General features: G+C 65.2%; 23 protein-coding genes. 10 read left to right on the top strand and 13 right to left on the bottom strand.

Features of this window, described 5'->3' with window-relative positions:
• Nucleotides 1–27: 27 nt before the first annotated feature.
• From ABC729_RS13635 to ABC729_RS13620, 4 genes are all read right to left on the bottom strand, one after another.
• Nucleotides 28–1,095, bottom strand: coding sequence for a S41 family peptidase (locus tag ABC729_RS13635; RefSeq protein WP_495608097.1), 1,068 nt, complete (start codon nucleotides 1,093–1,095; stop codon nucleotides 28–30).
• 150 nt (nucleotides 1,096–1,245) lie between these two features.
• A complete protein-coding gene (locus tag ABC729_RS13630; RefSeq protein ID WP_495608096.1) occupies nucleotides 1,246–2,643 on the bottom strand; it encodes a serine hydrolase domain-containing protein in 1,398 nt (465 codons plus the stop codon).
• 120 nt (nucleotides 2,644–2,763) lie between these two features.
• A complete protein-coding gene (locus tag ABC729_RS13625) occupies nucleotides 2,764–4,683 on the bottom strand; it encodes an amidohydrolase (RefSeq protein ID WP_495608095.1) in 1,920 nt (639 codons plus the stop codon).
• A 64-nt stretch (nucleotides 4,684–4,747) separates the two neighbouring features.
• On the bottom strand, nucleotides 4,748–5,524 hold the full coding sequence (locus ABC729_RS13620; RefSeq protein ID WP_495608094.1) for a HugZ family pyridoxamine 5'-phosphate oxidase: 777 nt from the start codon (nucleotides 5,522–5,524) through the stop codon (nucleotides 4,748–4,750).
• Between the two features lie 142 nt (nucleotides 5,525–5,666).
• Between ABC729_RS13620 and ABC729_RS13615 the strand changes: the two genes are divergently transcribed.
• Both ABC729_RS13615 and ABC729_RS13610 read left to right on the top strand, forming a co-directional pair.
• Complete coding sequence (locus ABC729_RS13615) at nucleotides 5,667–6,365, top strand: response regulator transcription factor (protein ID WP_495608093.1); 699 nt, start codon at nucleotides 5,667–5,669, stop codon at nucleotides 6,363–6,365.
• 3 nt (nucleotides 6,366–6,368) lie between these two features.
• A complete protein-coding gene (locus ABC729_RS13610) occupies nucleotides 6,369–8,102 on the top strand; it encodes a stimulus-sensing domain-containing protein (RefSeq protein WP_495608092.1) in 1,734 nt (577 codons plus the stop codon).
• 6 nt (nucleotides 8,103–8,108) lie between these two features.
• Here ABC729_RS13610 and ABC729_RS13605 read toward each other — a convergent pair whose 3' ends face one another.
• Nucleotides 8,109–8,873 (bottom strand): ABC transporter ATP-binding protein, encoded by a 765-nt coding sequence (locus tag ABC729_RS13605; RefSeq protein ID WP_495608091.1) that lies wholly within the window; start codon nucleotides 8,871–8,873, stop codon nucleotides 8,109–8,111.
• A 91-nt stretch (nucleotides 8,874–8,964) separates the two neighbouring features.
• Here ABC729_RS13605 and ABC729_RS13600 point away from each other — a divergent pair, with 91 nt between their 5' ends.
• From ABC729_RS13600 to rfaE1, 4 genes are all read left to right on the top strand, one after another.
• Nucleotides 8,965–10,281, top strand: a complete 1,317-nt coding sequence (locus tag ABC729_RS13600) for an ActS/PrrB/RegB family redox-sensitive histidine kinase (RefSeq protein ID WP_495608090.1) — start codon at nucleotides 8,965–8,967, stop codon at nucleotides 10,279–10,281.
• A 54-nt stretch (nucleotides 10,282–10,335) separates the two neighbouring features.
• Entirely contained in the window at nucleotides 10,336–10,917 is a 582-nt protein-coding gene (locus ABC729_RS13595) for an ActR/PrrA/RegA family redox response regulator transcription factor (RefSeq protein WP_416573558.1), read from the top strand.
• Between the two features lie 138 nt (nucleotides 10,918–11,055).
• Nucleotides 11,056–11,931 (top strand): calcium-binding protein, encoded by an 876-nt coding sequence (locus ABC729_RS13590; protein ID WP_495608089.1) that lies wholly within the window; start codon nucleotides 11,056–11,058, stop codon nucleotides 11,929–11,931.
• A 65-nt stretch (nucleotides 11,932–11,996) separates the two neighbouring features.
• Nucleotides 11,997–13,448 (top strand): D-glycero-beta-D-manno-heptose-7-phosphate kinase, encoded by a 1,452-nt coding sequence (gene rfaE1, locus ABC729_RS13585; protein ID WP_495608088.1) that lies wholly within the window; start codon nucleotides 11,997–11,999, stop codon nucleotides 13,446–13,448.
• Nucleotides 13,449–13,459: 11 nt separating this feature from the next.
• Here the strand turns inward: rfaE1 and ABC729_RS13580 are convergent, their stop codons facing one another.
• The gene (locus tag ABC729_RS13580) at nucleotides 13,460–13,696 is read right to left on the bottom strand and encodes a DUF1150 family protein (RefSeq protein ID WP_495608087.1); all 237 of its coding nucleotides are present in this window, start codon (nucleotides 13,694–13,696) and stop codon (nucleotides 13,460–13,462) included.
• 130 nt (nucleotides 13,697–13,826) lie between these two features.
• Complete coding sequence (locus ABC729_RS13575) at nucleotides 13,827–14,297, bottom strand: Hsp20 family protein (RefSeq protein ID WP_495608086.1); 471 nt, start codon at nucleotides 14,295–14,297, stop codon at nucleotides 13,827–13,829.
• A 449-nt stretch (nucleotides 14,298–14,746) separates the two neighbouring features.
• On the opposite strand from ABC729_RS13575, the gene ABC729_RS13570 reads away from it, so the two are divergent.
• On the top strand, nucleotides 14,747–16,558 hold the full coding sequence (locus ABC729_RS13570; RefSeq protein ID WP_495608085.1) for a potassium/proton antiporter: 1,812 nt from the start codon (nucleotides 14,747–14,749) through the stop codon (nucleotides 16,556–16,558).
• 100 nt (nucleotides 16,559–16,658) lie between these two features.
• Here ABC729_RS13570 and ABC729_RS13565 read toward each other — a convergent pair whose 3' ends face one another.
• Both ABC729_RS13565 and ABC729_RS13560 read right to left on the bottom strand, forming a co-directional pair.
• Nucleotides 16,659–17,003: an ACT-like domain-containing protein gene (locus ABC729_RS13565; protein WP_495608084.1), complete on the bottom strand. Its 345-nt coding sequence runs from the start codon at nucleotides 17,001–17,003 to the stop codon at nucleotides 16,659–16,661.
• A 5-nt stretch (nucleotides 17,004–17,008) separates the two neighbouring features.
• Entirely contained in the window at nucleotides 17,009–17,356 is a 348-nt protein-coding gene (locus ABC729_RS13560) for a hypothetical protein (protein WP_495608083.1), read from the bottom strand.
• Nucleotides 17,357–17,498: 142 nt separating this feature from the next.
• Here ABC729_RS13560 and ABC729_RS13555 point away from each other — a divergent pair, with 142 nt between their 5' ends.
• The gene (locus ABC729_RS13555) at nucleotides 17,499–17,987 is read left to right on the top strand and encodes an Lrp/AsnC family transcriptional regulator (RefSeq protein ID WP_495608082.1); all 489 of its coding nucleotides are present in this window, start codon (nucleotides 17,499–17,501) and stop codon (nucleotides 17,985–17,987) included.
• Between the two features lie 8 nt (nucleotides 17,988–17,995).
• Here ABC729_RS13555 and ABC729_RS13550 read toward each other — a convergent pair whose 3' ends face one another.
• Nucleotides 17,996–20,401, bottom strand: a complete 2,406-nt coding sequence (locus ABC729_RS13550) for a patatin-like protein (protein ID WP_495608081.1) — start codon at nucleotides 20,399–20,401, stop codon at nucleotides 17,996–17,998.
• Between the two features lie 158 nt (nucleotides 20,402–20,559).
• Between ABC729_RS13550 and ABC729_RS13545 the strand changes: the two genes are divergently transcribed.
• A complete protein-coding gene (locus ABC729_RS13545; RefSeq protein ID WP_495608080.1) occupies nucleotides 20,560–21,504 on the top strand; it encodes a methylated-DNA--[protein]-cysteine S-methyltransferase in 945 nt (314 codons plus the stop codon).
• A gap of 44 nt (nucleotides 21,505–21,548) precedes the next feature.
• On the opposite strand, the gene ABC729_RS13540 is transcribed toward ABC729_RS13545, so the two are convergent.
• The 3 genes from ABC729_RS13540 to ABC729_RS13530 all read right to left on the bottom strand — a co-directional run bounded on the left by ABC729_RS13540 (nucleotide 21,549) and on the right by ABC729_RS13530 (nucleotide 23,014).
• Entirely contained in the window at nucleotides 21,549–22,181 is a 633-nt protein-coding gene (locus tag ABC729_RS13540) for a MarC family protein (RefSeq protein WP_495608079.1), read from the bottom strand.
• Between the two features lie 95 nt (nucleotides 22,182–22,276).
• Nucleotides 22,277–22,663, bottom strand: a complete 387-nt coding sequence (locus tag ABC729_RS13535) for a VOC family protein (RefSeq protein ID WP_495608078.1) — start codon at nucleotides 22,661–22,663, stop codon at nucleotides 22,277–22,279.
• A 12-nt stretch (nucleotides 22,664–22,675) separates the two neighbouring features.
• Complete coding sequence (locus ABC729_RS13530) at nucleotides 22,676–23,014, bottom strand: c-type cytochrome (protein ID WP_495608077.1); 339 nt, start codon at nucleotides 23,012–23,014, stop codon at nucleotides 22,676–22,678.
• 450 nt (nucleotides 23,015–23,464) lie between these two features.
• Between ABC729_RS13530 and ABC729_RS13525 the strand changes: the two genes are divergently transcribed.
• On the top strand, nucleotides 23,465–24,166 hold the full coding sequence (locus tag ABC729_RS13525; protein WP_495608076.1) for a CoA transferase subunit A: 702 nt from the start codon (nucleotides 23,465–23,467) through the stop codon (nucleotides 24,164–24,166).
• The last annotated feature ends 95 nt before the right edge of the window (nucleotides 24,167–24,261 follow it).

The raw sequence follows: 24,261 nt of genomic DNA, 5'->3' as shown, positions 1-24,261 counted from the left end.
ACGCGGGATTTTGCGAGGGCGCGCGCGTCAGGCTGGATGCGCGCCCGCCTTTGCGGCCAGTTCCAACGCCTTGGCCAGCGCCTCATCGGCTGGCGTTTCAACGTCCGGCGCCACTCCCTGGCCTTCCCAGCCCCAGTCGGTATCGGGGTCGTAAGTGCGGCCCACGGGGATGAAGGCGGCGAAACGCTCGCCCACCGGTTCCACCCCGCCGAAATGGCCGGCACCATAGGTCTTCTCCCCCACCAGTGTGGCGCGCTTGGTGCGCTTGAAGGTCAGGGCCAGATGTTCGGCGGCGGACGCGCTGCGCCGGGACGTCAAGTAGTAGACGGGTACCGATTGCAGGCGGGTCTCCTGCTTGTCGGGGGTCACGGTGTGGTCGCGGCGGACAATGCCAGCGGGGGCATCGCGCTTGACCAGAGAGCCAAAGTCCGGCGCACCGCGGGCGAAGGCCGATGCGCGGGTATCCATGCGGACCAGCATCGTCGGCTGCCCATAGAGGAGTGGCAGGATAGCGTCCATTTCCGCCAATCCCCCACCGCGATGCGGGCGGGCATCGATGATCACCGCCTTGGTCTTGCTGGCATTAGCCAGAAGAAAGCCCCGTGCCTCGGCGATCATCTTCTCGTCACCCAGGAAGGCGTTGAAGCGCAGATAGGCGACATCGCCGATCATCTTCGTCTCTTCCAGACCTGGCGGGCCGCTGGCCTTCGTGCTGGCCGGTGCGTCGGGGGCTTGTCTGCGCGGGGTGCGGTTGGCAAAAACCTCCTGCGGGGCCAACCGCAGATGGCCATCCTTGGCCACGGCCTGCAGGTCGGCGGTCACCTTTTCCCCGAACGCCGTCGGATCGGTCAGGTCGGCATAGGCGTCTGCATCCGCCTTCTGGCGCAGCATGGCGGCATAGCGCGCACCGATATCGGGGAAGACGAAATTGTCGTTCAGGCTGTCGGCCAGACCGCGCAGCACCGCCTGCCGTTCTGCCTTATCCAAGGCTTTGACCGGGGCCGCTGCCTCTGTGGCTGTGGTCTGAGCCAGGGCGGGCAGGATCAGGCTGCCGCTGGCAGTAGCCAGGGCGAGGAAATGGCGGCGCTGCATCATGGGGCTTTCTCCGGTCCAGTGCCTTGTGGCGTGGCGCTGGATAAAGCATGCGGCGTGCCAGGGCTTAGGTGCCTGTAATTATTGAATGTTCGTGGGAATGGCGCTGTCCGTTTCCGAACGTTTGTCCGAAACCGGACAGCGCCTGTCCGCTCACGGCAGCAGGGGCGTGCTGTCGCTGGCCGGGCGCATCAGATCAACCTGTCCGGCGGCGTTCAGGCTGAACAGCCAGACCATGGACTGGTGCTGGAACTCCACCCGATAACGCCGGCGGTCGCCACCATCGGGCGTGGTGGCCTTTTCCATCAGGCGGATGGACCGGACGGGGCCGGCAGCGGTCAACAGGGCGCTGCCAAAATCATTGAAGAAGCCCTGCATGCCGTTGCCCGCCTCATCGGTGAAGCCGGTCTTGTCCATGGTGCCCCTGGCGGCACTGTCCAGGACATGGCGCAGGCGCTGCGTCATTTCCGGCCGGTCGTCGGTCAGCATCCGGGCCCGGTCGGGCACATAGCGGGCGGCGACGCCATCGGCCAGCATCGGATAGAGCCAGCGCTGATTGGTCAGGACCATGATGGTCAGGCGGTCATCGGGCAGGCGCAGGATATCGGCCAGCGCCGGCCCGCCGCTATGCCCAACGGCCACATGGCCCAGCAGGTCACGTTTGGTCCAGCCGATGGCGAAATCGCCCGGCTTGCCATTGTTGAAGGGGGGCACCGTCCACAGGCGCTGCCAAGCGGTGGTGGCCAAGGCGTCGCCCTTGTCAATGGCCTGGGCAAAGCGAACCAGATCATTCAGGCTGGTCAGAAGGCCGCCGGCGGCATAACCGGCGGGGGTATAGCCGAAATCATCGCGGGCCTGTTTACCCTCCCGGAAGACATGGATGCCCACGGCCCGGTCCTTCCAGGTCCCGTTCGTCTCCGTGACGAAGCCGCTTTCCACCATGCCCAGCGGGGCCAGTGCCCAGGTGCGCAGGGCAGCCGGGAACGGTTCGCCCGATAGCTTCTCGATCAGGGCCTGCAGAACCACGAAATCGGTGAAGCCATAGCGCGACCGGCTGCCCGGCTCATAGGCCAGCGGGGTCTTCATGGCCGCCGCTACGATATCGGCGGTGGTGGCATCCCGCCCCAAACCCAGACGGTCTTCCAGTCCCGAAGAGTGGGTCGCCAGCTGGCGGATAGTGATGCGCGACCAACTGTCAGGCGCATCGGGGAAATGGCGGCGCAGATCATCGTCCAACGACAGTTTACCCGCCTGCTCCAGCCGGCCCAGCGCCACACCCGTCAGCATCTTGGTGGCCGACGCGATCTGGAACGTGTGCGTGGGGTCCAGGTTGGTCCGCGCAAAAGCATCGGCGACGCCATAGGTCGCCATCTTCTCCACCTTGCCGTCCCGCACCACGGCCAGCGCCACGCCCGGTGTGTGGGTACGCTGCATGAAGCCCAGGATGTAATCATCCACCCCATCAGCCAGGGCGGCGGGAACGATCAGACTGGCGGCGGTGGCCAGCAGCAGGGCCAGGCGGCGGAAGGTGCGGCGGGCGGACACGGACATGTGGTCACATTCAAGAACAGGGTTGCACTGTTCCCAGCATGCGGAATGATGACGCCGCCCGGAAGCCCCGCCGCAAGGGTCGGCGGGGCCAATCGGGGGCGTATGCGCGGGGCCGGTGGATCAGGCCTGATAGACCTGCCGCCCGTTCACCCAGGTGGAATGCACCTGGATGCTTGCGATCTCCCCGGCCCGACCGCTATTGGCAAACTCCACCGGGTCATTCTCCAGGATGACCAGATCGGCCATCTTTCCCACCTCCAGCGTGCCGACATAGGCATCGGCATGGCATTGCCAGGCGGCAAAGCGCGTCTGAGCCATCAGGGCCAGTTCGATGGGCACGCATTCGGCGGGATTCAGCACCCAGCCGCCGTCCGGCCCCTCCGTCCGGCGCGTTACCGCATCCTGCACCCGCTTCAGCGGGGTCAGGGGGCTGACCGTATAGTCGCTGTGCAGGGAAAAGGGCAGCCCGGCATCGTGAACCGACCGGCAGCGGTCAAGCATCTGCACCCGGTCATCGCCCAGAAGCTTCTTCAGCACCGGCCCCCATTTCACCACATGCTCGATCAGGAAGGACGGGGACAGGCCCAGGGCGACCATGTCGCTGATCTGTTGATCATGCAGGATGGAGCAATGTTCGATCCGGTGGCGCAGCTCGCGCTTCAGCATACCCTGCTGATCCACCTCCATGAAACTGGCCAGAACATTATCGATGGCCCCATCGCCATTGGCGTGGATCATCACCTGCCATCCCCGGCGCTGTGCGGCGGCCAGGGTTTGGGTCAGGGTCTGGACATTGATATCCATATTGCCGCGTGTGTCAGTGCCTAGATACTGACGCCGTGTCCGCTCCTGACCCCAGGCGGTATAGGGTTCGCGCAGCAAGCCGGTCATTCCCTGGTTCGATCCGTCGGCAAACAGCTTGATCGCCTGTTTAAGGAACATCGGGTCGCTGACGTCGGGGCTGCCGCTGGTCAGGATATCGGCGCTGCCGGGAAAGCCCCATTCATCGATAAAGGTGGCGCTGCCCAGCCGGACGGGATGGCCAAAGGCCAGCATGGCGGCATTCAGGATGGTGCGTTCCGCCGTCACGCCGACCGCAATGCCGGTCGCGGCGTCGTTCAGCATGGTGTTGCCATTGGCGACCGCCGTATCGAACAGCTTTTTCAGGTTCCCCGCCAGACTGGCAAATTCCCAGATCAGGGCACCCGGCGCCTTTTTCAGGGCCGTTCCCGTCAGCTTCTGGGCCGGCAGTTCCAATAGAACCCCCGAGGCCGTGCCCTGGTGCGGGCCATCAAGGAAAGTGGCAACCTTGCCACCGTTGATGGGTGGGGGATTGGCCAGGTCGATCCCCGCCATCTCCATTGCGCGGCGGTTGAGGAAGCTGATATGGCCGGACCCGGCGGTCAGCGAAATGGGGTTCTGATCCTTGGCTTGATCGCTGCCGAACAGCCGGTCGAACCAGTCGATAGTCGGATTGACCCATTCCACCATCTGCGACGGGTCGATACCGGACCCCAGGATGAAGGTGTCCTTGTCCGGCGCCCTGGCGATGGCGTTGCGCAGCAGGCCTTCGACATAGCCGATGTCGTAAGTGCCGGTGGCTGGCGGGGAAAGATCGATGAAACCCATTTCACCGGCGCTTGCCACGATATGCACGTGGGGGTCGATAAAGCCGGGCAGCAGCGTTCGGCCCGCAAGATCAATCTCCTGCGTGCCATGCGGTGCCGCGCGGCGCAGGTCGGCCAGACTGCCCAGGGCGATGATCTGCTGTCCCTTGACCAGCATGGCCTCCGCCGTGTTGCCGAAATCCGCCAGGGTGCGGATGGTGCCGCCATGGAACAGATAGGCCGGGTCGAAGCCCAATAATCGGGCCACCCCATCCGCCGCCCGTTCGATTATTCCGCCGATCACGGAGCCGCCGGCCGCCGCACTCATCGCTTCCTGGGCACTGTCGGTCAGGGTGTCGGGGGGCAGCGCGGCAATGGGTGCGAAACGGCTGCGAATTTCTGCGGCGCGATGATGGAAGCAGCTGGGACCCATGACACCCTCCGATAGAATTGAGCATCGTGAAATTACACCATTGGCAATTATCGGAATATGATGATTATAACACATCGGCGGACCTGGACCGCGCCAGCGCCACCAGTCGCACCAGTTCCGCCCGTGCCCTGTCGGCGTCGCGGATGCGGGTGGCAAAGGGCAGGCGGGTGGTCAGGGGGCCGGCGGACAGGTCGCAGCCGTCGGGGTCGATCCCCGTCAAGCGCCAATCGCCTGCCGGTTGGTCCAGAAGCCGGGTGGCGTAAAGGGCCACGGCATCGGCGTGGTCCTGGTTCATATGGGCCACGATATCGTCATGACGCGGCGCCAGCGCCTGCCAGTCGGCGGGCGGCAGACGCAGGGCATCGGGTTCCAGGCTGTGGATGCGTCCAAACCCGGCCACCATATGGCCGCGCCGGACCGTCACCCGCCACAGGGCGAAATCGCGAAAACCCGCATAGGTGCTTGCCGACGGGTGACGGGCGATGAACCGTTCCAGCAGCATCGGGTCACCGGCCCGCTCCGCCACGCCCTGCACCGACAGGCGCGGGCCCGTCAACCGGTCATCATGGCCTGCCGTGGCATCGAACAGCAGACCGCAGCGGCCATCGGCTTCCAGATTGCGCGTATGTTCGGCCAGACGGGAGATCAGCAGCAGGGGGCTGGCATCCAGATCGAAGGCCACCAGCACCAGCGACGGGCTGGGCCAACCCTCCATCCCGCCTTCCATGCCAGGCCGCGACAGGGTGGCCAGGGTCGCCAGCGTTGCCCCACGCATCAGGGTGCGCGCGGCGAAGCCGATATCCGCTGGTATAGTCCCGTCTTCCTGTTCCCCAACCGCCATAAGACTACCCTCCTGCCGTTCTATGTCGTCACGACACTTCCCCGCGCCGCATTGATGACATATTGAAAGGGCAGTTGGATTTGGCAAAGCCGGTCCTTCGGAAGTAATACCGAAGAGAGCGCCTGCAGGCTGGAGAAGAAGCGTGTCCCAAGTGATCGCCCTGGTCGATGACGACCGTAACATCCTGACGTCCGTGTCCATCGCGCTGGAAGCCGAAGGCTATGAGGTTCGCACCTATGGCGACGGTGACGAGGCGCTGCGCGGTATTAGTTCACGCCCGGTCGACATGGCCGTTCTGGACATCAAGATGCCCCGCATGGACGGGATGGAACTTTTGCAGCGCCTGCGCCAGACCACGCAGATGCCCATCATCTTCCTGACCTCCAAGGATGATGAGACGGACGAATTGCAGGGCCTGCGCATGGGGGCCGATGATTACATCAAGAAGCCGTTCAGCCAGCGCCTGCTGATCGAACGCATCAAGACCCTGCTGCGCCGGACCGAGCTGGCCCAGGGCAAGGGCACGGCCCCCGATCCGGGCCAGACCCTTGTGCGCGGTGATCTGGTCCTGGACGGCGCGCGTCATCTCTGCACCTGGAAGGGCAAGGAAATCGACCTGACGGTGACCGAATTCCTGCTGGTCAAGGCGCTGGCCATCCGTCCCGGCCATGTCAAGAACCGCGACCAGCTGATGGATGCCGCTTATGGTGAGCATATCTATGTCGATGACCGCACCATCGACAGCCACATCAAGCGCCTGCGCAAGAAGTTCAAGGTCGTGGACGACGATTTCCAGCAGATCGAGACGCTGTACGGCGTCGGCTATAAGTATAAGGAATAAAGGGTGGAACGCCCGTTCGGCGACAGGGCCGGCGGCGGGAAGGCAGCGGCGGAAACGCCCGCCCGGCGGCGGGTGCGGCATTTCTCGCCGCTGACCCTGCGTATCCTGGCCGTCAATATGCTGGCGTTGGCCATCCTGCTGGGGGGCCTGCTCTACCTGTCGACCTATCAGCAATGGCTGATCGACAAGGAACTGTCGGCTCTGTCGACGGAGGCGAAGATTTTCGCCGGTGCCTTGGGTGAAGGTGCCATGCAGCCCGCGACGGACGAGTTCAACGAGCCCACCAACCAGCTCTCCTATGAGCTGGCGCGGCAGATGGTGCGGCGTCTGGTGGAAACTACCGACACCCGCACCCGCCTGTTCGCCCCCAATGGCGAACTGATCGCCGACAGCCGTGTGCTGGGCGGACCCAAGGGAACTGTGCAGATCGAAGAGCTGCCGCCCCTGCGCGATGGCAACCGCCTCACCGAGATCGGCATCGCCATCTACGACTATATCGTCAATGCGGTGCCGGAACGGGAACATCTGCCGGCATATCCCAGCGAGAAGGACCCGACGGCGGAGAATTATACCGACGTGATGAAGGCCCTGTCGGGTGAGGTGGGCAGCAATGTCTGGCGTATCGGCCGGGCCGATGGCCGCTCCGACATGGTGCTGACGGTGGCCGTACCGGTGCAACGCTATAAGAAGGTGCTGGGAGCCGTCTATATCTCCCGCTCGGGCAAGGCCGTGGACGTGGCCGTGCGGGAATTCCGCATGGATATCCTGCGCCTGTTTGCCATCACCCTTGGTGTGACGGTGCTGCTGTCCTTCTATCTGGCGGGCACCATCGCCCGGCCCATCCGCCGCCTGGCCCAGGCCGCCGACGAGGTGCGCCATGGCCATGGACGGCAGGTCACCATCCCCGATTTCTCCCGCCGCCGGGACGAAGTGGGGGATCTGTCGGTGAGCCTGAGGGAGATGACGGATGCCATCTGGAACCGCATGGACGCCATCGAGCGCTTTGCCGCCGACGTGGCGCATGAGATCAAGAACCCGCTGACCAGCATGCGCAGCGCTGTCGAAACGGTGCAGCGGGTGAAGACCGATGAACAGCGTCAGCGGCTGCTTTTCATCATCCATCACGATGTGCAGCGGCTGGACCGGCTGATCAGCGATATTTCCAATGCCAGCCGCCTGGATGCCGAACTGTCGCGCGCACGGGCCGAGCCGGCGGATGTCGGCCAGATGCTGACCATGCTGGCCAATATCCATGACGCCACCCTGGGTAATGCCGAAGCCCTGCGCGAAGCGGCGGCGGAGGCTGGTGGCGACGTCGCCGACGCGCCGGCCCCGGTGCGGGTGGAGGTGGAGATGCCCAATACAAGGACCGGTCTGGTCGTGCCGGGGCTGGAAGGCCGCCTGACCCAGGTGTTTCAGAACCTGCTGTCGAACGCCCTGTCCTTTTCCCCGCCGGGCGGGGTGGTGCGATTCAAGGCGCGGTCATTCCCTGACCGGGTGGAAATCACCTGTGAGGATCAGGGGCCGGGCATCCCGGAGGGCAAGCTAGATGCCATCTTCGACCGGTTTTACAGCGAACGGCCCAAGTCAGAGGCTTTCGGCAAACATTCCGGCCTGGGTCTGTCTATCTCCAAACAGATCATTGACGCCCATCAGGGCCGCATCTTCGCCGGCAATATCAAGGGCGCGGACGGCGCGGTACAGGGCGCACGGTTCACCGTGGTGCTGCCGCGATAGGGTGGCTTACTCCGCCGCCTGACGCCGGTCGCGGGCAATGTCGAGGAACACTTCCTCCAGATTGTCGCGGCCATAGCGGGACAGAAGCTCGGCGGGGGTGCCCTGGTCCACGATACGCCCGCCCTTCATCATCAGCACCCCGTCGCACAGCCGCTCCACCTCCGCCATATTGTGGCTGGCCAGCAGGATGGTGGCATTGGTGCGGGCGCGGTAGCGCTCCAGGAAGCCGCGCACCCAATCGGCGGTGTCGGGGTCCAGGCTGGCCGTCGGTTCGTCGAGCAGCAGCAGTTCGGGATCGTTCAGCAACGCCTTGGCCAGCGCCACCCGCGTCTTCTGCCCCGCCGACAGGTTGCCCGACGGGCGGGTCAAGATGGCGGTGAGAGCCAGTTCGTCGGCGATCCGGGCGATCCGGTCCTTCAGATGCGTCAGGCCATAGAGATGACCATAGACGGTCAGGTTTTCCCGCACCGTCAGCCGGTGGGGCAGGTCGACATAGGGGCTGGAGAAATTCATGCGCGGCAGCACGCGGTAGCGTTCCGTCAACATGTCATGACCCAGCACCCGCACCGTGCCCGATGTCGGTAGTAAAAGCCCCAGCAGGATGGAGATGGTGGTGGTCTTGCCCGCCCCATTGCCGCCCAGCAGCGCCATCGTTCCACCCGCCGGCACCTCAAAGCTGATGGCGTCCAGCGCGGTATGCGCGTCGAACCGTTTGGTCAGCGTATCGACTTCGATGGCGGCAACAGCGGTACGGGCGGCATCCAGAGGCATGGGAACGGCTTATGGTCTTTCTGCTGGGGGGGAACTAGATTGCTCAAAACACCCCGTCTTACTGCTCACAAAGTGATCATGGGATAAAGGCATGAGCGAGGCAATCCCCAACAGCACGTCTGTCCGCCCCGGCCCGGCCCTGGCCGCCGCCGAGGGGCGGGTCAGTGCGCGAACCCTGATCACCATCCGCTGGATCGCGGTGGCGGGACAGTTCGCGACCCTGACCACTGTCATGGCGCTGTTCGAATTCGAACTGGCATTGGCCCATGCGCTGGCCGGCGTGGCGGTCTCGGTGCTGGTCAATCTCTATGCCGCGCGCCGGGTGGCGGCACACCCGTTCCTGGACGACCGGGAGGCGGCCCTCTATCTGGCCTATGACATGGTGCAGCTGACGGTGCTGCTCTATCTTACCGGTGGCCTCGACAATCCCTTCGCGGTGCTGATGCTGGCCCCGCTGACGGTGGCGGCCAGCACACTGGGCCGGACGGCGGTGATCCTGCTGGCGGCGCTGGCCGTCAGCTGCTTCACGGGTCTGGCGCTGGTTGCCATGCCGCTGCCCTGGCCGGGGGTGGAACCGGCGGGTCTGCCGCCGCTCTACCGGTTCGGGGTGTGGGCGGCCCTGACCCTGTCGGCGGGATTTATCGCGGCCTATCTCTATCAGGTGGCGGACGGGGCGCGGCGCCTGTCAGGGGCGCTGAATGCCAGCCAGGATGCCCTGGCGCGGGCGCAGCGGGCCTCGGCCGTCGGGGCGCTGGCGGCGGCGGCGGCGCATGAACTGGGCAGCCCGCTGGGCACCATCGCGGTGGTGGCCAAGGAACTGGCCCGCGACACGCCCCCCGACAGCCCCATCGCCGAGGATGTGGCCCTGCTGCAAAGCCAGGTGGCGCGCTGCCGCGACATCCTGGCCGAACTGTCACGCCGCCCCGGTGACACGGGCGGGGCGGAACCGATCGTGCCCCTGGCAGCATTGATCGAGACGACGGCGGCTCCCTATGCCCGCCATGGCATCGCGCTGAAAATCGAGGCGGTGGCGGAGCCGGAGGAGGGCGCACCGCAGGTGCAGTCGGTGCCGGAAATGGTGCATGGGTTGGCCAATATCCTTCAGAACGCCATGCAGTTCGCCAGCGAACAGGTGACGGTGACGGCGGACTGGACCGCCCCCGGCCTGACCCTGACGGTGCAGGATGACGGACCGGGATATCCCGCCACCGTCGTCAGCCGTCTGGGCGAACCCTATGTCAGCGGGCGCAACCCGGCGGCGCGGGAGGCGGCGGGTAATATGGGTCTGGGCCTGTTCATCGCGCAGACCCTGCTGGAACGGTCGGGCGCTTCCGTTCGCTACATGAATGGCAGGGCTGGCGGGGCCGTGGTGGTCATTCGCTGGAAACATCCTACATTCACCGTGTAGAAAGCATTCCAGCTTTAAGAAGAACGCCCAGAACCAGGAAGGGGACACCGGACCATGACGGATGCGGCGCTGGAAACCGGCGAACAGCCGAAACTGACCTTCACGGGCGATGCCTCGCGCTCCCTGTTGATCGTGGATGATGATGCGCCGTTCCGCACCCGTCTGGCCCGCGCCATGGAACGGCGCGGCTTCGATGTGGTGGCGGTGGACAGCGTCAATCTGGGGATCGAGGTGGCGCATGAAAGCGCGCCGCGCTTCGCCGTCGTTGATCTGCGCCTGGGCGACGGGTCGGGCCTGGATGTGGTCAAGGCGCTGCGTGATGCGCGGCCGGAGGCCCGCGTGGTTGTGCTGACCGGGTACGGCAATATCGCCACCGCCGTCGCCGCTGTGAAGTTCGGTGCCGTCGATTACCTGCCCAAACCTGCGGATGCCGACGCCGTGGAAGCGGCCCTGCTGACCGATGGCCCCCTGCCGCCGCCGCCGGAAAGCCCGATGTCCGCCGACCGCGTGCGCTGGGAACATATCCAGCGCGTGTTCGAACAGTGCGACCGCAATGTCTCCGAAACCGCCCGCCGGTTGAAGATGCACCGCCGCACCCTGCAGCGCATCCTGAATAAGCACGCGCCCAAGGCCTGACCCCGCAGGTCACAGCCGTCAGCCACCCTTTGATCACAGGCCCGCCGTGGACCCGTTCCCGGCGGGCCTTGTTATGTTCGCAGCCGGCGTGGCTGCTAACCGCCGCTCCGGCGCGATACCAAACCGACGGAGCCGATCATGCCCAACACCAACGCATCCGAACATGCCCTGTTCCGGGCTTGGAACAGCACCCGCGATCCCGTGATCGAAGGGACCGACGGCGATGACCATCTGCTGGGGACCGCATCCAGCGACATCCTGATCGGCCGGGCGGGTAATGACACGCTGGCTGGCGGCGATGGTTTCGACGTCATGAATGGCGGGTCCGGGGACGACTGGCTGCATGGGGCGGCGGGTGTCGATGTCGCCATCTATGGCGGGGCGCGGTCCGACTATGATTTCACGGTCATCGGCGGCACTGTGACAGAGGTGACGGACCTGCGCGATGATTCACCTGACGGCTTTGACCGATTGACCGGAACCGAAACCGTGATTTTTGGGCGGGAAACAGTTTTCGGATCGTTCCTGTCCAATGGTCGTGCCGACGGGCCGCAGGCCGCCCCCGGTGCCATGGGCGTGGCGGCCAATGTCACCGTTGCCACTACCGGCACTGGCTGGCTGGTCGATCAGGCCTTCTATCTGGAGCAGAATGCCGACGTGGCGGCGGCGGTGCAGGCCGGGCAGTTCGTGAACGGCCAGGCACATTGGGAAACCTATGGCCAGTTCGAAGGAAGGGCCCCTAATGCCCTGTTCAATGCCGGCTACTACTTGTCCACCAACGCCGACCTGAAGGCGGCCTTTGGCGCCGACGCCTCGGCGGCGCTGAACCATTGGCTGACCTATGGCCTGCACGAGGGGCGGGATGCCAGCCCGCTGTTCGATAGTGAAGCCTATCTGGCAGCCAACCTGGATGTCGTCGCCGCCAGCATGCCGGCAGTGGAACATTACATGCTGTACGGGCATGCGGAGGGGCGTGCCGCCCTTGCCGACATGGCTTGGTTCGGCTTGGGCTGAAGCACTGGCGGCGGGGACGGGTCACGCGCTATCCTGACGCCCCGTTCCCGTCGCCCCCGTGCTTCATGACTGACCTTCACAGCCTGATCGACGCACTTTCCGGCCCCCGCATCCTGGTGGTGGGGGATATCATGCTGGACCGCTTCACCCGGGGACGGGTGGAGCGTGTGTCACCGGAAGCGCCGATCCCGGTGTTGCGCGTGCTGAATGAGACGACCATGCCGGGCGGTGCCGGCAATGTCGCCGCCAATCTGGCGGCCCTGGGGGCCAGGGCCGATCTGATTTCCGTCGTGGGCGATGATGCGGCGGGGCGGGAATTATCCAGCCTGGTAGCGGGCCTGCTGGGCTCCGCCGACGGTATCCTGACGGTGACGGGCAGGCCGACCACCACCAAGACCCGCTTCATCGCGGGCGGGCAGCAGCTGCTGCGCGCCGATGCCGAAACCGATGCGCCGCTGCCCGATGCCGACGGCGCCCGCCTGCTGGCCCTGGTGGCAGAACGGCTGCTGGGTGCCGGCATCCTGGTCCTGTCCGATTATGGCAAGGGCGTGCTGACGCCGGATCTGACGGCCTCCATGATCGAACTGGCCGCCGCCGCCGGTGTGCGGGTCCTGGTCGATCCCAAGGGGCGGGACTATCACCGCTATCGTGGAGCCTTCTGCATCACCCCCAATGCCGGCGAACTGGCCGAGGCGACGGGCATGCCGGCGCGTGACGATGCCGGCGTCATCGCGGCCGGCCGTGCCCTGCTGTCCGATTGCGGCATTGGTGCCGTCATCGCCACCCGCAGTGAACAGGGGATGAGTGTGGTGCCCGCCGATGGGCCGGTCATGCATCTGCGCGCCCAGGCCCGCGAAGTGTTTGATGTGTCGGGGGCCGGTGACACTGTCGTCGCCGTCCTGGCCGCCGCCATCGCGTCCGGGGCCACCCTGGCCGACTCAGCTATGCTGGCCAATGTCGCTGCCGGGATTGTGGTGGCCAAGGTGGGCACGGCAACGGTACGGCCATCCGAACTGCGTGACGCGGCGGGCCTGACGCTGACCACGGGGCAGGGGGGTAAGCGAGTCACGCTGGACCAGGCGGTGGAGCAGGTGGAACGCTGGCACCGACAGGGCCTTCGCGTCGGCTTCACCAATGGCTGCTTTGACCTGCTGCATCCCGGCCATATCAGCCTGATCGCGCAGGCGCGGGCCGCCTGTGACCGGCTGGTGCTGGGTCTCAACAGCGATGACAGTGTGCGCCGCCTGAAGGGGCCGACACGACCCGTGCAGAGCGAGGCCTCGCGCGCCACGGTGCTGTCGGCGCTGGGCGATGTTGATCTGGTGGTGGTGTTTGCCGATGACACGCCCCTGAAACTGATCCAGGCGCTGCGGCCTGACGTTCTGGTCAAGGGGGCCGATTATACCGTCGATACGGTGGTTGGTGCCAAGGAGGTGCTGGGCTGGGGCGGGCATGTGGTCCTGGCCGAACTGACCGAGGGCCAGAGCACGACCGGCACCATCGCCCGCATGAAATAGAAGACCAGCAATTACTGCAAGCTCAGCGGTTCCATGTCGTGCTGGCGCACGGTGGCGAAGGCGACGTCCTGCCGTTCGACGACGGTCAGAATGGTGCCGTCGGCCGCGTGGATGGCATAACCGGGCTTGCCCTCATTCTGGGTCGGCTTGACATAGGCCAGGTCATTGACACCGAAGGCGGCGAAATCCTTGGGGCTTAACCGGCGCAGATACTGAATGGTCGGATTCATAATCCCCGCAAACTCCACGTCTTTCCCCCGCCCGCGTCCGGCAGGGGGCAAAAGGATTGGGCGCTCCCCTATTTAGGCGGCCAACCGTTGAAATATGGTTTACGGACCGTGACATCATTCGGTTCGGATACGGAAAATGCCGTTCTGATCAGCTCCGGGGATCGGGGGAGACGTCGATCGTGTGCGGGGCCTCGCCGCCGCCATTATCGCCCTTGCCGATCTTGATGGTGCGCACCTTCGGCTCCGGTAAGGGGCGGCGCAGATCGACATTCAGCAGACCGTTATCCATGTTGCAGCCCACAACCTCGATCCCTTCGGCCAGCACAAAACTGCGCTGGAACTGCCGGGCGGCGATGCCGCGATGCAGATACAGGCGGTTCTTGTCGTCCGTCTGTTTGCCACGGATGACAAGCTGATTGTCCTCCATCTGCACCTGCAGATCGTCGGGCGTGAAGCCGGCCACGGCCAGCGTGATGCGCAGCCCGTCGGGACCGGTCTGTTCGATATTGTAGGGGGGGTAGCCTTCGTTCGCGTTCTTGGCGATACGGTCGAGCGTGCGTTCAAACTGGTCGAAACCCAGCAGGAACGGGCTGTTGAACAAGGACAGGCGGGTGGTCACGTCAGGTCCCCTCATGATTGAGCTGGGCCGGGGTTTTGCCCCGTCACACCAGCGGCCCAGGATAGGCACCGCCAGCTGTGTAATGACGTATAAATGGGTATTGGGCCCGAGCGGTCAAGATAAGTCCCCACCAATCCCCAGAATCTGTGGATAACCCTGTGAACAGGGCCGGAGTCGCCCCCCTGATTCCGCGCGGTCTTAATGTGCTGATCAAAAAACAGGCAGAGTCGGGACAAGACTTTTCCGGCGTCAGGCGCCATGCCCGGCCCCACGCTGGTACAGCCATAGGCCGAAAGGGACAGGCACGGCCCTGATCCTATCCTTTCGCTCTGCTTCCACGACTGTGCCTTTCCCGTCACTATCGTGGCGAATTGGTCATTGCTCGGGAGTAGATGACCTATATTGCCAGGAAACGGCCATGAAGGACCGGGGACCGGAAAGGAACGGGCGTGGAAGCCATCAATGAGATGATCTTCCTGGCGGGGCTGATGCTGTTGCTGTCCATCCTGGCCGGCCGCATCTCTTCGCGCCTGGGCGCACCCCTGCTGCTGGTCTTTCTGGGTCTGGGTATGCTGGCAGGGGAAGATGGACCTGGCGGCATCCATTTCGGCGATTTCAAGCTGGCCTATCTGATGGGGTCCACGGCCCTGGCCGTCATCCTGTTTGATGGTGGTCTGCGCACCCATGCAGAGACATTCCGGCTGGCGCGCTGGCCAGCGGCCAGTTTGGCGACGGTGGGCGTTGTGGTGACCACGCTGGTCACCGGCGCTCTGGTTCGGGTGATCATGGATGTCGGCTGGATGGAAGGGTTCCTGGTCGGTGCCATCATCGCCTCCACCGATGCGGCGGCAGTCTTTTTCCTTTTGAACCTGCGGGGGCTGGCCCTGCGCGGGCGCATCTCCGCCACGCTGGAGGTTGAATCGGGTCTGAACGATCCGATGGCGGTTCTGCTGACCCTGCTGTGCGTGACGGCCCTGATGACACCGGGGGAGCTGGAGCCGCTGCATCTGCTGCTGGAACTGGTCCGGCATATTGTCGGCGGCGTGCTGTTCGGGGTGGGGGCCGGCTTCGCGCTGGTCTGGCTGGTCAACCGGTTGGATCTGGCCGACGGGCTGTACCCGATCCTGGCCTTGTCCTTTGCCCTCTTCGTGTTCGGCGGGGCGCAGGCGGCGGGCACATCGGGCTTCATGGCCGTCTATCTGGCGGGCTTCATCCTGGGCAACCGCCCCCACAAGGCTGACCGCCTGATCCGCCGCTTTCATGATGGTCTGGCCTGGTTGGCGCAGATCGGGCTGTTCGTGATGCTTGGCCTGCTGGTCACCCCCTCCACGCTGGGTCCCTATCTGGTGCCGGGCACCCTGATCGCAGCGGGGCTGATGCTGATCGCGCGGCCGCTGGCCGTATTCAGCTGTCTGGTGCCCTTTCGGTTCACCCTGGCGGAACGGACCTATATATCCTGGGTGGGCTTGCGCGGGGCGGTGCCCATTGTCCTGGCCGCCATACCGATCCTGGCAGGGGTGCCGGGAGCCCAGGCCTATTTCGCGGTGGCCTTTGTCGTGGTGCTGCTGTCGCTGCTTATCCAGGGCTGGACCGTGGGGCCGGCAGCGCGGTTGCTGGGTCTGCTGGCCCCGCCGCAGCCGGAGGCACCATCGCGGGCCGATGTCGACCTGCCCGACGGGGCCGGACAGCTGGCGGTCTTTACCGTGGCCCGCGACAGCGAGGCGGCGCGGCGCGGCAAGGGCAAGCTGATCATCCCGGAGAGCGTGCAGCTTCTGGCCCTGATCCAGAATGGCCGCCCCGTGCGGCCGGAGGATGCCAACCGCCTGCAGCCGGGCGATACCGTGCTGGCCATGGGCGACGGGTCGGCGCTGGCCGTGATGGACCGGATGTTCGGTCGCCGGATCGAAGCGTTCGACGAGGACCGGCCCGCCGGTGATTTCCAGATCGCGGGCGACATGCCGGCCATGGCGGTGGGCGGCATGTATGGGTTCGATGCCGGCGATGACCCGGCTCTGACCCTGTCCGCCCTGATCCGTCGCCGTCTGGGCCATGACCCGTCGCTGGGCGACCGGGTGCGGGTGGCGGAGATGGAGCTGATCGTGGTCAGTTTGCAAGGCGGTGAGGTGGATGTGGTCGGCATCGACCTGACCCCGCCGGCCACCGGCTGGGCGGGCCTGCGCGACCAGTTGCGCGCCGCCGGCCAGCGCATCCGCCGCCGTCTGGCAAACCCGATACGTCGGCAGGCCGTGGGTGGAGACTGATGACCCTTTCATCGGGGCCAGAGCATATTTCCGTTGCCCGGAAATATGCTCTGGCCCTTCCTTTCCTGAAGCGTCGGCACTGCCATCCGGCGGATTGGCGCTAGGCCGACAGGGCGTCTGGTTCCACCGCACGGTGGCGTTCGGAGGTCAGGACCTGACGGACCAGGGGCTGGGCGCGCAGGCAGCGGGCGATATAGTCGCTTTCATCGCGGGTCAGGGTGCGGACCTGCACATCGACATGCAGGCTTTCCTCTGCCTCGAAATGTCGGGCCTGGACCGAGGCGGGCACCAGCCCGCGCTTGGCAAAGAATTCCAGCACGCGGGGCAGGGCACCCGGATCGGGTTCGGCCAGCACCGCGAAGCAGGCCGTGCGGTTGGGATCGGTGGGTCGGGCCTCTGCCGGCGGCGGGGCCAGGACGGGCATGGGGGCGGCGGCGCTGCTCATGGCCGTCATGCCGCCGCGACGGAGGCGGGGGCCTGCTTGCTGGCCCCGCGCATTTCGGGACCGACCGACAGCCGGTCCAGATCCGCCCGCTGAAAGCAGCGGGACAGCACGCCGACCGGATCGGCCATCGACCGGCCATCATCGGCAGGCACCAGCATGGCGAAGGCGCGGGTGGAGCGGGCCGCGCGCATCGCCGCCTCCACCGCCTCATCCAGGCCAACACCGGGTAGTTTCTGCCAGGGCACTGGGGTAATCACACCGCCCGCCGCACGATGGACCGCCAGCGCAATCTGGGCACCGGTGGTGGCATCGCGATAAACGGTAAGGCTGGCGGGGTGTTCCTGGGTGCTCATCTCCGGCTCCAAAGGCATGGGTTCCCGCTTGTGCGGTGCAGTAACCATAGGGCAAGCGCCGGGGTATTTCTTTGCAAGTTTTGTCCTAATGACATAATTTGTGCAGATGTAATGCGCGAAATGGCAAACATGAGGATTGATCATGCAGCAACCGCAAAAGCCGTTGGATGGGCTTGACTGGCGCATCCTGGATCAGTTGCAGCGTGACGGGTCGGCCACAGCGGCAGAGGTGGCGGAAAAGGTGGGGTTGAGCCAGAGCCCCTGCTGGCGGCGCATCCAGCGACTGGAGGAGGACGGCATCATCAAGCGGCGCGTGGCCCTGCTGGACCGCAAGGCCATCGGCCTGAACGTCCTGATCTTCAGCCATGTGAAGCTGGAGGCGCATAGCGGCGACCTCCTGACCGATTTCCGCGAGGCCATCCGCCGCATCCCGGAGGTTCAGGAATGTTTCGTGCTGATGGGGCAGGTCGATTTCATGCTGCGCATCGTGACCAAGGATATCGAGGCCTATGAGGCCCTGTTCTTCGAGAAATTGTCGAAGCTGCCGGGCGTGCGCGAAATCAACAGCATGATCGCCGTTTCCACGGTCAAGGAGACGACGGAGCTGCCGCTGCCGGGGCTGGTTGGGTAGGGGCGTGTCTACCCGCACGCCTCCACCCAGGCACGAACCTGCTCCAGGGCGCGGTTGTCCTTGCCCAGGCGCTTTTCCTCCGCCACCAGGATCGTGTGGAAGGCGCGCAGTTTCAGGCCGTTGATGCGCGCCTCCGACAGGGTCATGCCGCCGGCATCCACGACCAGATCGATGACGCGTTCGGCGGCGTGCAGCCGGCCCAGCAGGTAATCATGTTCGCGGTCATGGCGACTGAAGAAGCCGCCAAAGGCATTCATGCGGGCGCTGCGCAGGTCGGTCGGTGCCCCGGCCCGGCGCAGCAGGCGGGCGTCGGGCGGGGCGATGCGGTCCACGCGGATGGCATGGAATTCATCCAGCTCCACCCAGCCACTGGTCGAAAAGGTCAGCACATCCCAGAAGGCAAAGCCCAGATAGGCCTCGAATATCTGCCGTCGGGCGGCAGGGCCCAGATAGTTTAGGCCCATCAGGGCGAAGATCTCGTCAATCTCCGCCGATTGTTCCTCCAGCTTCCAGACGGCGGCCAGTTGCGGCAGCACCCGGTCCAGCGTGTCTGCCGACGGCACCGGCCCGTCGGAGCGCATCAGGTTGTTGAGCGCGATGCGGTCCCCGGCATTGAACAGGCCCAGCCCATCGGCGGCCAGACCGGGCAGCCGTTCCAGCGCGCTGTAGAGGCTGGCCTTCATCTCATCCAGGTCAGGGGCGTGCGTGTCGGCATGTTCGCCTTCGCCCACCAGTGGATAGATGGCGTTCAGTTCGCGGATCAAGAAGCGCAGGCGGCGGCCCCTGAAGGCGATGTCGAAATCGCGCAGGAACCGCACCCAGGCGGGTTTCTCACCGGAGGCCGGGAAATCCAGCCGGTCGGGCAGAACCCCGCGTGCCCGCGCCCAGGCGTTGAGCGCCGCCAGCAGGGCCGGCCGTGCCCCGGCATCGGCCCGGCCCAGGCAGGGGGACAGCAGGGTCGCCAGATGTTCCAGCGCCCCTTCGATCTTCAGGCGCAGATAGGCCTCGAACGCGAAACCGGCCTGCTGCGCCGCCTCGGCACTGGCGCGGTCGCGCCAATGCCGGATCTGTTCGATGGTGGGGGCTGGTGGCAGCGGCCCGCCCAGCACGCGCGCCACCTGTTCGGCCACACGCGGGCGGGCGGCATCCAGCAGACCGCGCAGCCGGTCGATGCGGGCATTGCGCCCGGCAATGGCCAGAAGCTCATCGCGCACCGGTTCATTGCGCGGAATGTCGGACAAGGCCCCCCGGATGGTGCGGAAAAAGCCCGGCGCATCGGCCCGTCCGCCCAGCCCCATCCGGTTCGCCGGTTTAGGATCAATATAGACGATGCGGCGGTCCACCTCCCGATAGGCGGGGCGGCCCGCGATGGCCGACAGGGCGGCGGCGAACGGTTTGTTGTTCAGGACGGAACCGTCGATGAAGCTGGCCTGTTCGGGATCGGCCCCCTGACGGCGATATTCGGCAAAGTTGCGTTCGAAGAAGCGGGCCCGCCCGTCCCAGCTTTCATTGCGCTCATTCAGCAGCCGGTCCATCTGCCGCACCTGGGCCGGAGGAAAGGCACCGGGATAGGAGGCCGAGGCACGGGCCGCGAACACCAGACCCGGCACATCACCATCCTTGAAATCACTGTCCAGCTCCCCCTCGGTGCGGCGATAGCGGAAGGTGAAGCGGTGGCGATGCTCCCGCTCCAGAATCTCCGGTGGATCATGGGCCGGGATGCGGGTGGTGTAGCCGTGGAAATCCGTCACCGTCACATGCAGCGACAAGGGCAGGCCACGCGGCAGCAGGCTGGCCAGCGGCTTTTTCGTGCTGTCGCCCATGGCATGGGCGGCATCCAGCAGAAATTCCATCAGCCGCTTGCCGTCAAAGGGCGGGCGGAACCAGCGGGAGCGGACGAACAGCGACAGTTTCTCACGCACCTCCGGGTCCGGGGCCAGCCGTTCCAGACGCTGGGTCAGAGCCCAGACCACGGGGCGCATGAACCATTTCGACCATTTGCCGGCCCGGCTGTCGGGCGTCAGCAACTGTGTCACATCGGCATTTTCCAGCCACAGGCTGGTCAGCGGTTCCAGATCCAGATCATGGGCCAGGGCGCGGGCCAGCAGCACGCCATTGATGCCGCCGGCACTGGCCCCCGCCACCACATCGATCAACACGCGCAAGGACAGGTCGGGCAGCAGATCGCGCAGCAGGTCGAAATAGATGGATTCGGTGTCGAAAGGCCGGGGATCACCGACCATGGCCGCCTGGAAACTGCCGGCATGGCCATTGCCGTGCGCATTGCGCCCCGTATGCAGGGCCTGACTGGCGCGCACCAGCTTCCACAGCTCCTTGGTCACACCGTGCATATAGACGGCCAGACTGACCCCGCCATAACAGACCAGCGCGATGCGAAGCTCCTTCTCCTTCACCGGCTGCTCTCCCTTTGGTGGTAGGGGGCATGGTGGGGCTTTAGTACCGGTGGCGTCAACCTGACAGCAGGGGCGGGCCATGGGTGACCGCAATTATCGGGTGGGGCGGGGGCGGGGCTTGCGTCATTTTCTGGTTCAGGAACCGGAAAGGAACGATCATGCTCACCGCCACGCACCCCGCCTTCACCCCGCTTCGCGCCCTGACCGCCATGAATGACCAGTCCGTCCCCGCCGCCCATGATCCCCGCGACCCGGTTCTGGCCGATGGCGGGGCGCGGCTGGTGGCGGGGGCCCTGCACCGGCTGGCGCGGGATTGGCAGAAGCCGCCCTCGCTGGAGGAATTGGCGGCAGAGGCCGGGCTGACGCAGTGGCATTTCCAGCGGCTGTTCAAGCGCTGGGCCGGGATCAGCCCGAAACGCTTCGCGCAGTTCGCGACGCTGGGCCATGCCCGCGCCTTGCTGCGCGGCGAGGGCGGCAATGATCTGCTGGGGGCCAGCCTGGATCTGGGCCTGTCCGGCCCGTCGCGTCTGCATGACCTGTTCGTGGTGGCCGAGGGCGTGACGCCCGGCGAGTACAAGGCCGCCGGCAAGGGCATGGTCATCCGCTGGGCTGTGCATCAGACGGCGCTGGGGGCCGCCCTGCTGGCCGCGACGGACCGCGGCGTCTGCTGGTTCGGCTTCATTGGGGCCGATGGTGACCCCGCGGGGCAGATGGCGGAGTTGCAGCGCGACTGGCCGCAGGCGACATTTGTGGAAGATGCCGAACCGACGCGCGCGGCGGCGGCATCGCTGGACCCCGCCGCACAGGGGCAGGGGCCGGTGACGTTGCATCTGAAGGGCACCAACTTCCAGATGCGGGTCTGGCGTGCCCTGCTTGACATTCCCTATGGCGGGGTCACCACCTATGCCGACATCGCCGACCGGATCGGGCAGAAGGGGGCCGCGCGTGCCGTGGGCAATGCCGTGGGGGCCAACAAGGTCGCCTGGCTGATCCCCTGCCACCGCGTCATAAGGGGGACGGGCGTGCTGGATAATTACCGCTGGGGCCCCGTGCAGAAGCGCACGCTTCTGGCCTGGGAAGGCGCGCGGTTGGCGGGGGAGTGAGAGATTGTCGCATAAGGGCAGCGCCCGCATGCGACAGACCCGCATCAATGCCCCAGAATGCCGCTTTCGATGACGCCATCGATGATGAACTGACAGGCCAGCGCCGTCAGCAGGATCCCAAGGACGCGGTTGATCACATTGATGCCGGTGACGCCCAGCAGCTTTGAGACCTCGCCCGCGAAGATCAGCACGAACAGGGTGGCCAGCAGAACGCCCGAAAGCACCGCCAGGACGGTGGCCTGCATCAGGAGATCGCCATCGGCGCGGCCCATCAGCAGCACGACCGAGGTCATGGCCCCCGGCCCCGCGATCAGCGGGATGGCCAGGGGGAAGACGGAGATGTCGGCCTTGTGCGTCGCCTCTTCCTTTTCCTCTGCCGTGGCCGTGCGCAGGCCGCTTTCGCGCGCGAACACCATGTCGATGGCGACCAGCAGCAGCAGGATGCCGCCCGCGATGCGGAAGGCCCCGACGCCGATGCCCAGCGAGGTCAGCAGCAATTCGCCGATGAAGGCAAAGCCGAACAGCAGGCCGGTGCCGATCAGCACACCCTTTACTGCCGTGCGACGGCGATGGCGCGTATCCATGCCGGCCGTCAGGCCCGCGAACATGGGGCCAAGGCCGATGGGATCGATGGTCACGAAAAAGGCGATGAAAGTGGAAAGGACCAGATCGGTCATCACGGCCACCGGCGCGGGAACAGGGGATGTCGGGAATGCACATCCTCTACCCCAACCGGCGGTTACAGTAAAATGCCGGGCGGGCAGGGCAGCCCTTACACCGTGATCTCAATCAGGTTGCCGTCCGGGTCCTTCACCACCGCCTCGTAATAGCCATCGCCGGTCCAGCGGGGGCCGCTGTCCAGCAGGCCCAGGGCGGACAGGCGGGTGGCGAGGTCGTTGACCGCCTCCTGCGACCCCAGTGACAGGGCGATATGGGCCCAGCCATAGCGTTCCCAGCCCTGCTCCCCCTCTCCCGACAGCCAGGGCGCGCTCATCAATTCGATGACGGCCCCTTCCTTCAGGCGCAGGAAGCGGGACGTGAAGCCGGGGCGGCGGCGGCTTTCGTAAAGATCGCCCATATCGGCCCCGAAATGCGTGGCCCAAAAGGATGCGGCGGCATCCAGATCAGCGGTCCACAGGGCGACATGGGCGATCTTCACGAAGGGTCTCCGTCATTTGCCCGGCATGGTCAGGGCGAAATAGGACAGGGTCGGCTTTTCCGTGGGCCCGAAGGGACCCGGCACAGCGTTCTGAACGGCGGGCAGTGTCCGAAGATAAGCCACGATGGCGCGCGCGTCACCATCCGTCAGCCCAGCGAAGGCACGCCAGGGCATGACCGGCGCCAGCTCTCGCCCATCCGGGCGCGTGCCGGTACGAAGGGCTATCAGGATTTGGTCATCGGTCCAGGCACCGATACCCGTCTTCCGGTCCGGGGTGATGTTGGCACCATAGAAATAGCCGAGCCCCGGTATCTGCCAGCCAACATCACTGCCACCCAGCTGCCGCGACATATCCGGGGCGCCCTTGAAATAACCAGGCGTGTGGCAGTCATTGCAGCCCATGAGGCTGACCAAATACCCACCGCGTTTCACGGGATCGTCAGCCGACTTTGACACAGAAACAACTTGGATTACTGAGATGACAGAAAATGTGAAAGCAGCGATTAGGCGGTTCTTGTGGGTCTGAAACATCGGAAACACTCCGGCGATAACCTGAATTCATGTCAACTAAATAGGTAACATTGTAATTATTGTTAATGAATATGATTTTTATGGAAATATTTGAAACAGATACCATCGATTTCAATCACGCCGAAACATCAGCGCCTATCCTGTCGCCAACCCATACCTGAAAATTGAATCGACTTTCAAATTATGACCTGTGGCGCATTGACTCCCATGCTGCACCGCCGTACACCATTGGGAAAAGCCCACAAAATGGAGGAGGCCGCGGGCGCGCTCATGAGCAAGAAAGTCTATACCGACGCCGTATCGGCCCTGGCGGGGCTGCTGCGCGATGACATGACCGTGATGGCCGGCGGGTTCGGCCTCTGCGGCATTCCCGAAAATCTGATCGCGGCGATCAAGCTGTCGGGCGTGAAGGGCCTGACGGTCATCTCCAACAATGCCGGCGTGGATGGCTTCGGCCTGGGCCAGCTTTTGGAGACCAAGCAGATTCGGAAGATGATCAGTTCCTATGTGGGCGAGAACAAGCTGTTCGCGCAGCAGTTCCTGTCGGGCGAGTTGGAGCTTGAGTTTAACCCGCAGGGCACGCTGGCCGAGCGTATCCGCGCCGGCGGGGCGGGCATCCCGGCCTTCTTCACCAAGACGGGCGTCGGCACGCTGGTGGCCGAGGGCAAGGAACTGCGCGAGTTCGACGGCGAAACCTATGTCATGGAGCGGGGCCTGCGCGCCGATCTGGCCATCGTGAAGGCCTGGAAGGGCGATACCGAAGGCAACCTGATCTACCGCAAGACGGCCCGTAATTTTAACCCCATGATGGCCATGGCCGGTAAGGTCACGGTGGCCGAGGTGGAGCAGCTGGTGAATGTCGGCACGATCGACCCCGATCATGTCCACACACCCGGCATTTTCGTGCAGCGCATCATCATGGGCGAACACGAAAAGCGCATCGAACAGCGCACCACCCGCAAGCGCGATTAACCCGACGCTCGCCCCGGCGAGTGGCGGGTAGGCCGCCGACCGGCGGCCCGGCACCCCATGGTGCCGCGAGCCAAGCCGCCGGATGGCGGCGCCCG

It is taken from the genome of Niveispirillum sp. CC-CTL257 (assembly GCF_059489915.1).
Note: the sequence above shows the minus strand (reverse complement) of the source record. Positions and strands in the feature narration are given on the sequence as shown.

Coding starts and splice junctions, on each gene's coding strand:
- ABC729_RS13565 (WP_495608084.1), bottom strand. CDS start 17,003: ATGAGCAGCGCCGCCGCCCCCATGCCCGTCCTGGCCCCGCCGCCGGCA.
- ABC729_RS13530 (WP_495608077.1), bottom strand. CDS start 23,014: ATGTCGCGGCAGCTGGGTGGCAGTGATGTTGGCTGGCAGATACCGGGG.
- ABC729_RS13555 (WP_495608082.1), top strand. CDS start 17,499: ATGCAGCAACCGCAAAAGCCGTTGGATGGGCTTGACTGGCGCATCCTG.
- ABC729_RS13525 (WP_495608076.1), top strand. CDS start 23,465: ATGAGCAAGAAAGTCTATACCGACGCCGTATCGGCCCTGGCGGGGCTG.
- ABC729_RS13605 (WP_495608091.1), bottom strand. CDS start 8,873: ATGCCTCTGGATGCCGCCCGTACCGCTGTTGCCGCCATCGAAGTCGAT.
- ABC729_RS13600 (WP_495608090.1), top strand. CDS start 8,965: ATGAGCGAGGCAATCCCCAACAGCACGTCTGTCCGCCCCGGCCCGGCC.
- ABC729_RS13560 (WP_495608083.1), bottom strand. CDS start 17,356: ATGAGCACCCAGGAACACCCCGCCAGCCTTACCGTTTATCGCGATGCC.
- ABC729_RS13625 (WP_495608095.1), bottom strand. CDS start 4,683: ATGGGTCCCAGCTGCTTCCATCATCGCGCCGCAGAAATTCGCAGCCGT.
- ABC729_RS13540 (WP_495608079.1), bottom strand. CDS start 22,181: ATGACCGATCTGGTCCTTTCCACTTTCATCGCCTTTTTCGTGACCATC.
- ABC729_RS13595 (WP_416573558.1), top strand. CDS start 10,336: ATGACGGATGCGGCGCTGGAAACCGGCGAACAGCCGAAACTGACCTTC.
- ABC729_RS13545 (WP_495608080.1), top strand. CDS start 20,560: ATGCTCACCGCCACGCACCCCGCCTTCACCCCGCTTCGCGCCCTGACC.
- ABC729_RS13590 (WP_495608089.1), top strand. CDS start 11,056: ATGCCCAACACCAACGCATCCGAACATGCCCTGTTCCGGGCTTGGAAC.
- ABC729_RS13635 (WP_495608097.1), bottom strand. CDS start 1,095: ATGATGCAGCGCCGCCATTTCCTCGCCCTGGCTACTGCCAGCGGCAGC.
- ABC729_RS13620 (WP_495608094.1), bottom strand. CDS start 5,524: ATGGCGGTTGGGGAACAGGAAGACGGGACTATACCAGCGGATATCGGC.
- rfaE1 (WP_495608088.1), top strand. CDS start 11,997: ATGACTGACCTTCACAGCCTGATCGACGCACTTTCCGGCCCCCGCATC.
- ABC729_RS13630 (WP_495608096.1), bottom strand. CDS start 2,643: ATGTCCGTGTCCGCCCGCCGCACCTTCCGCCGCCTGGCCCTGCTGCTG.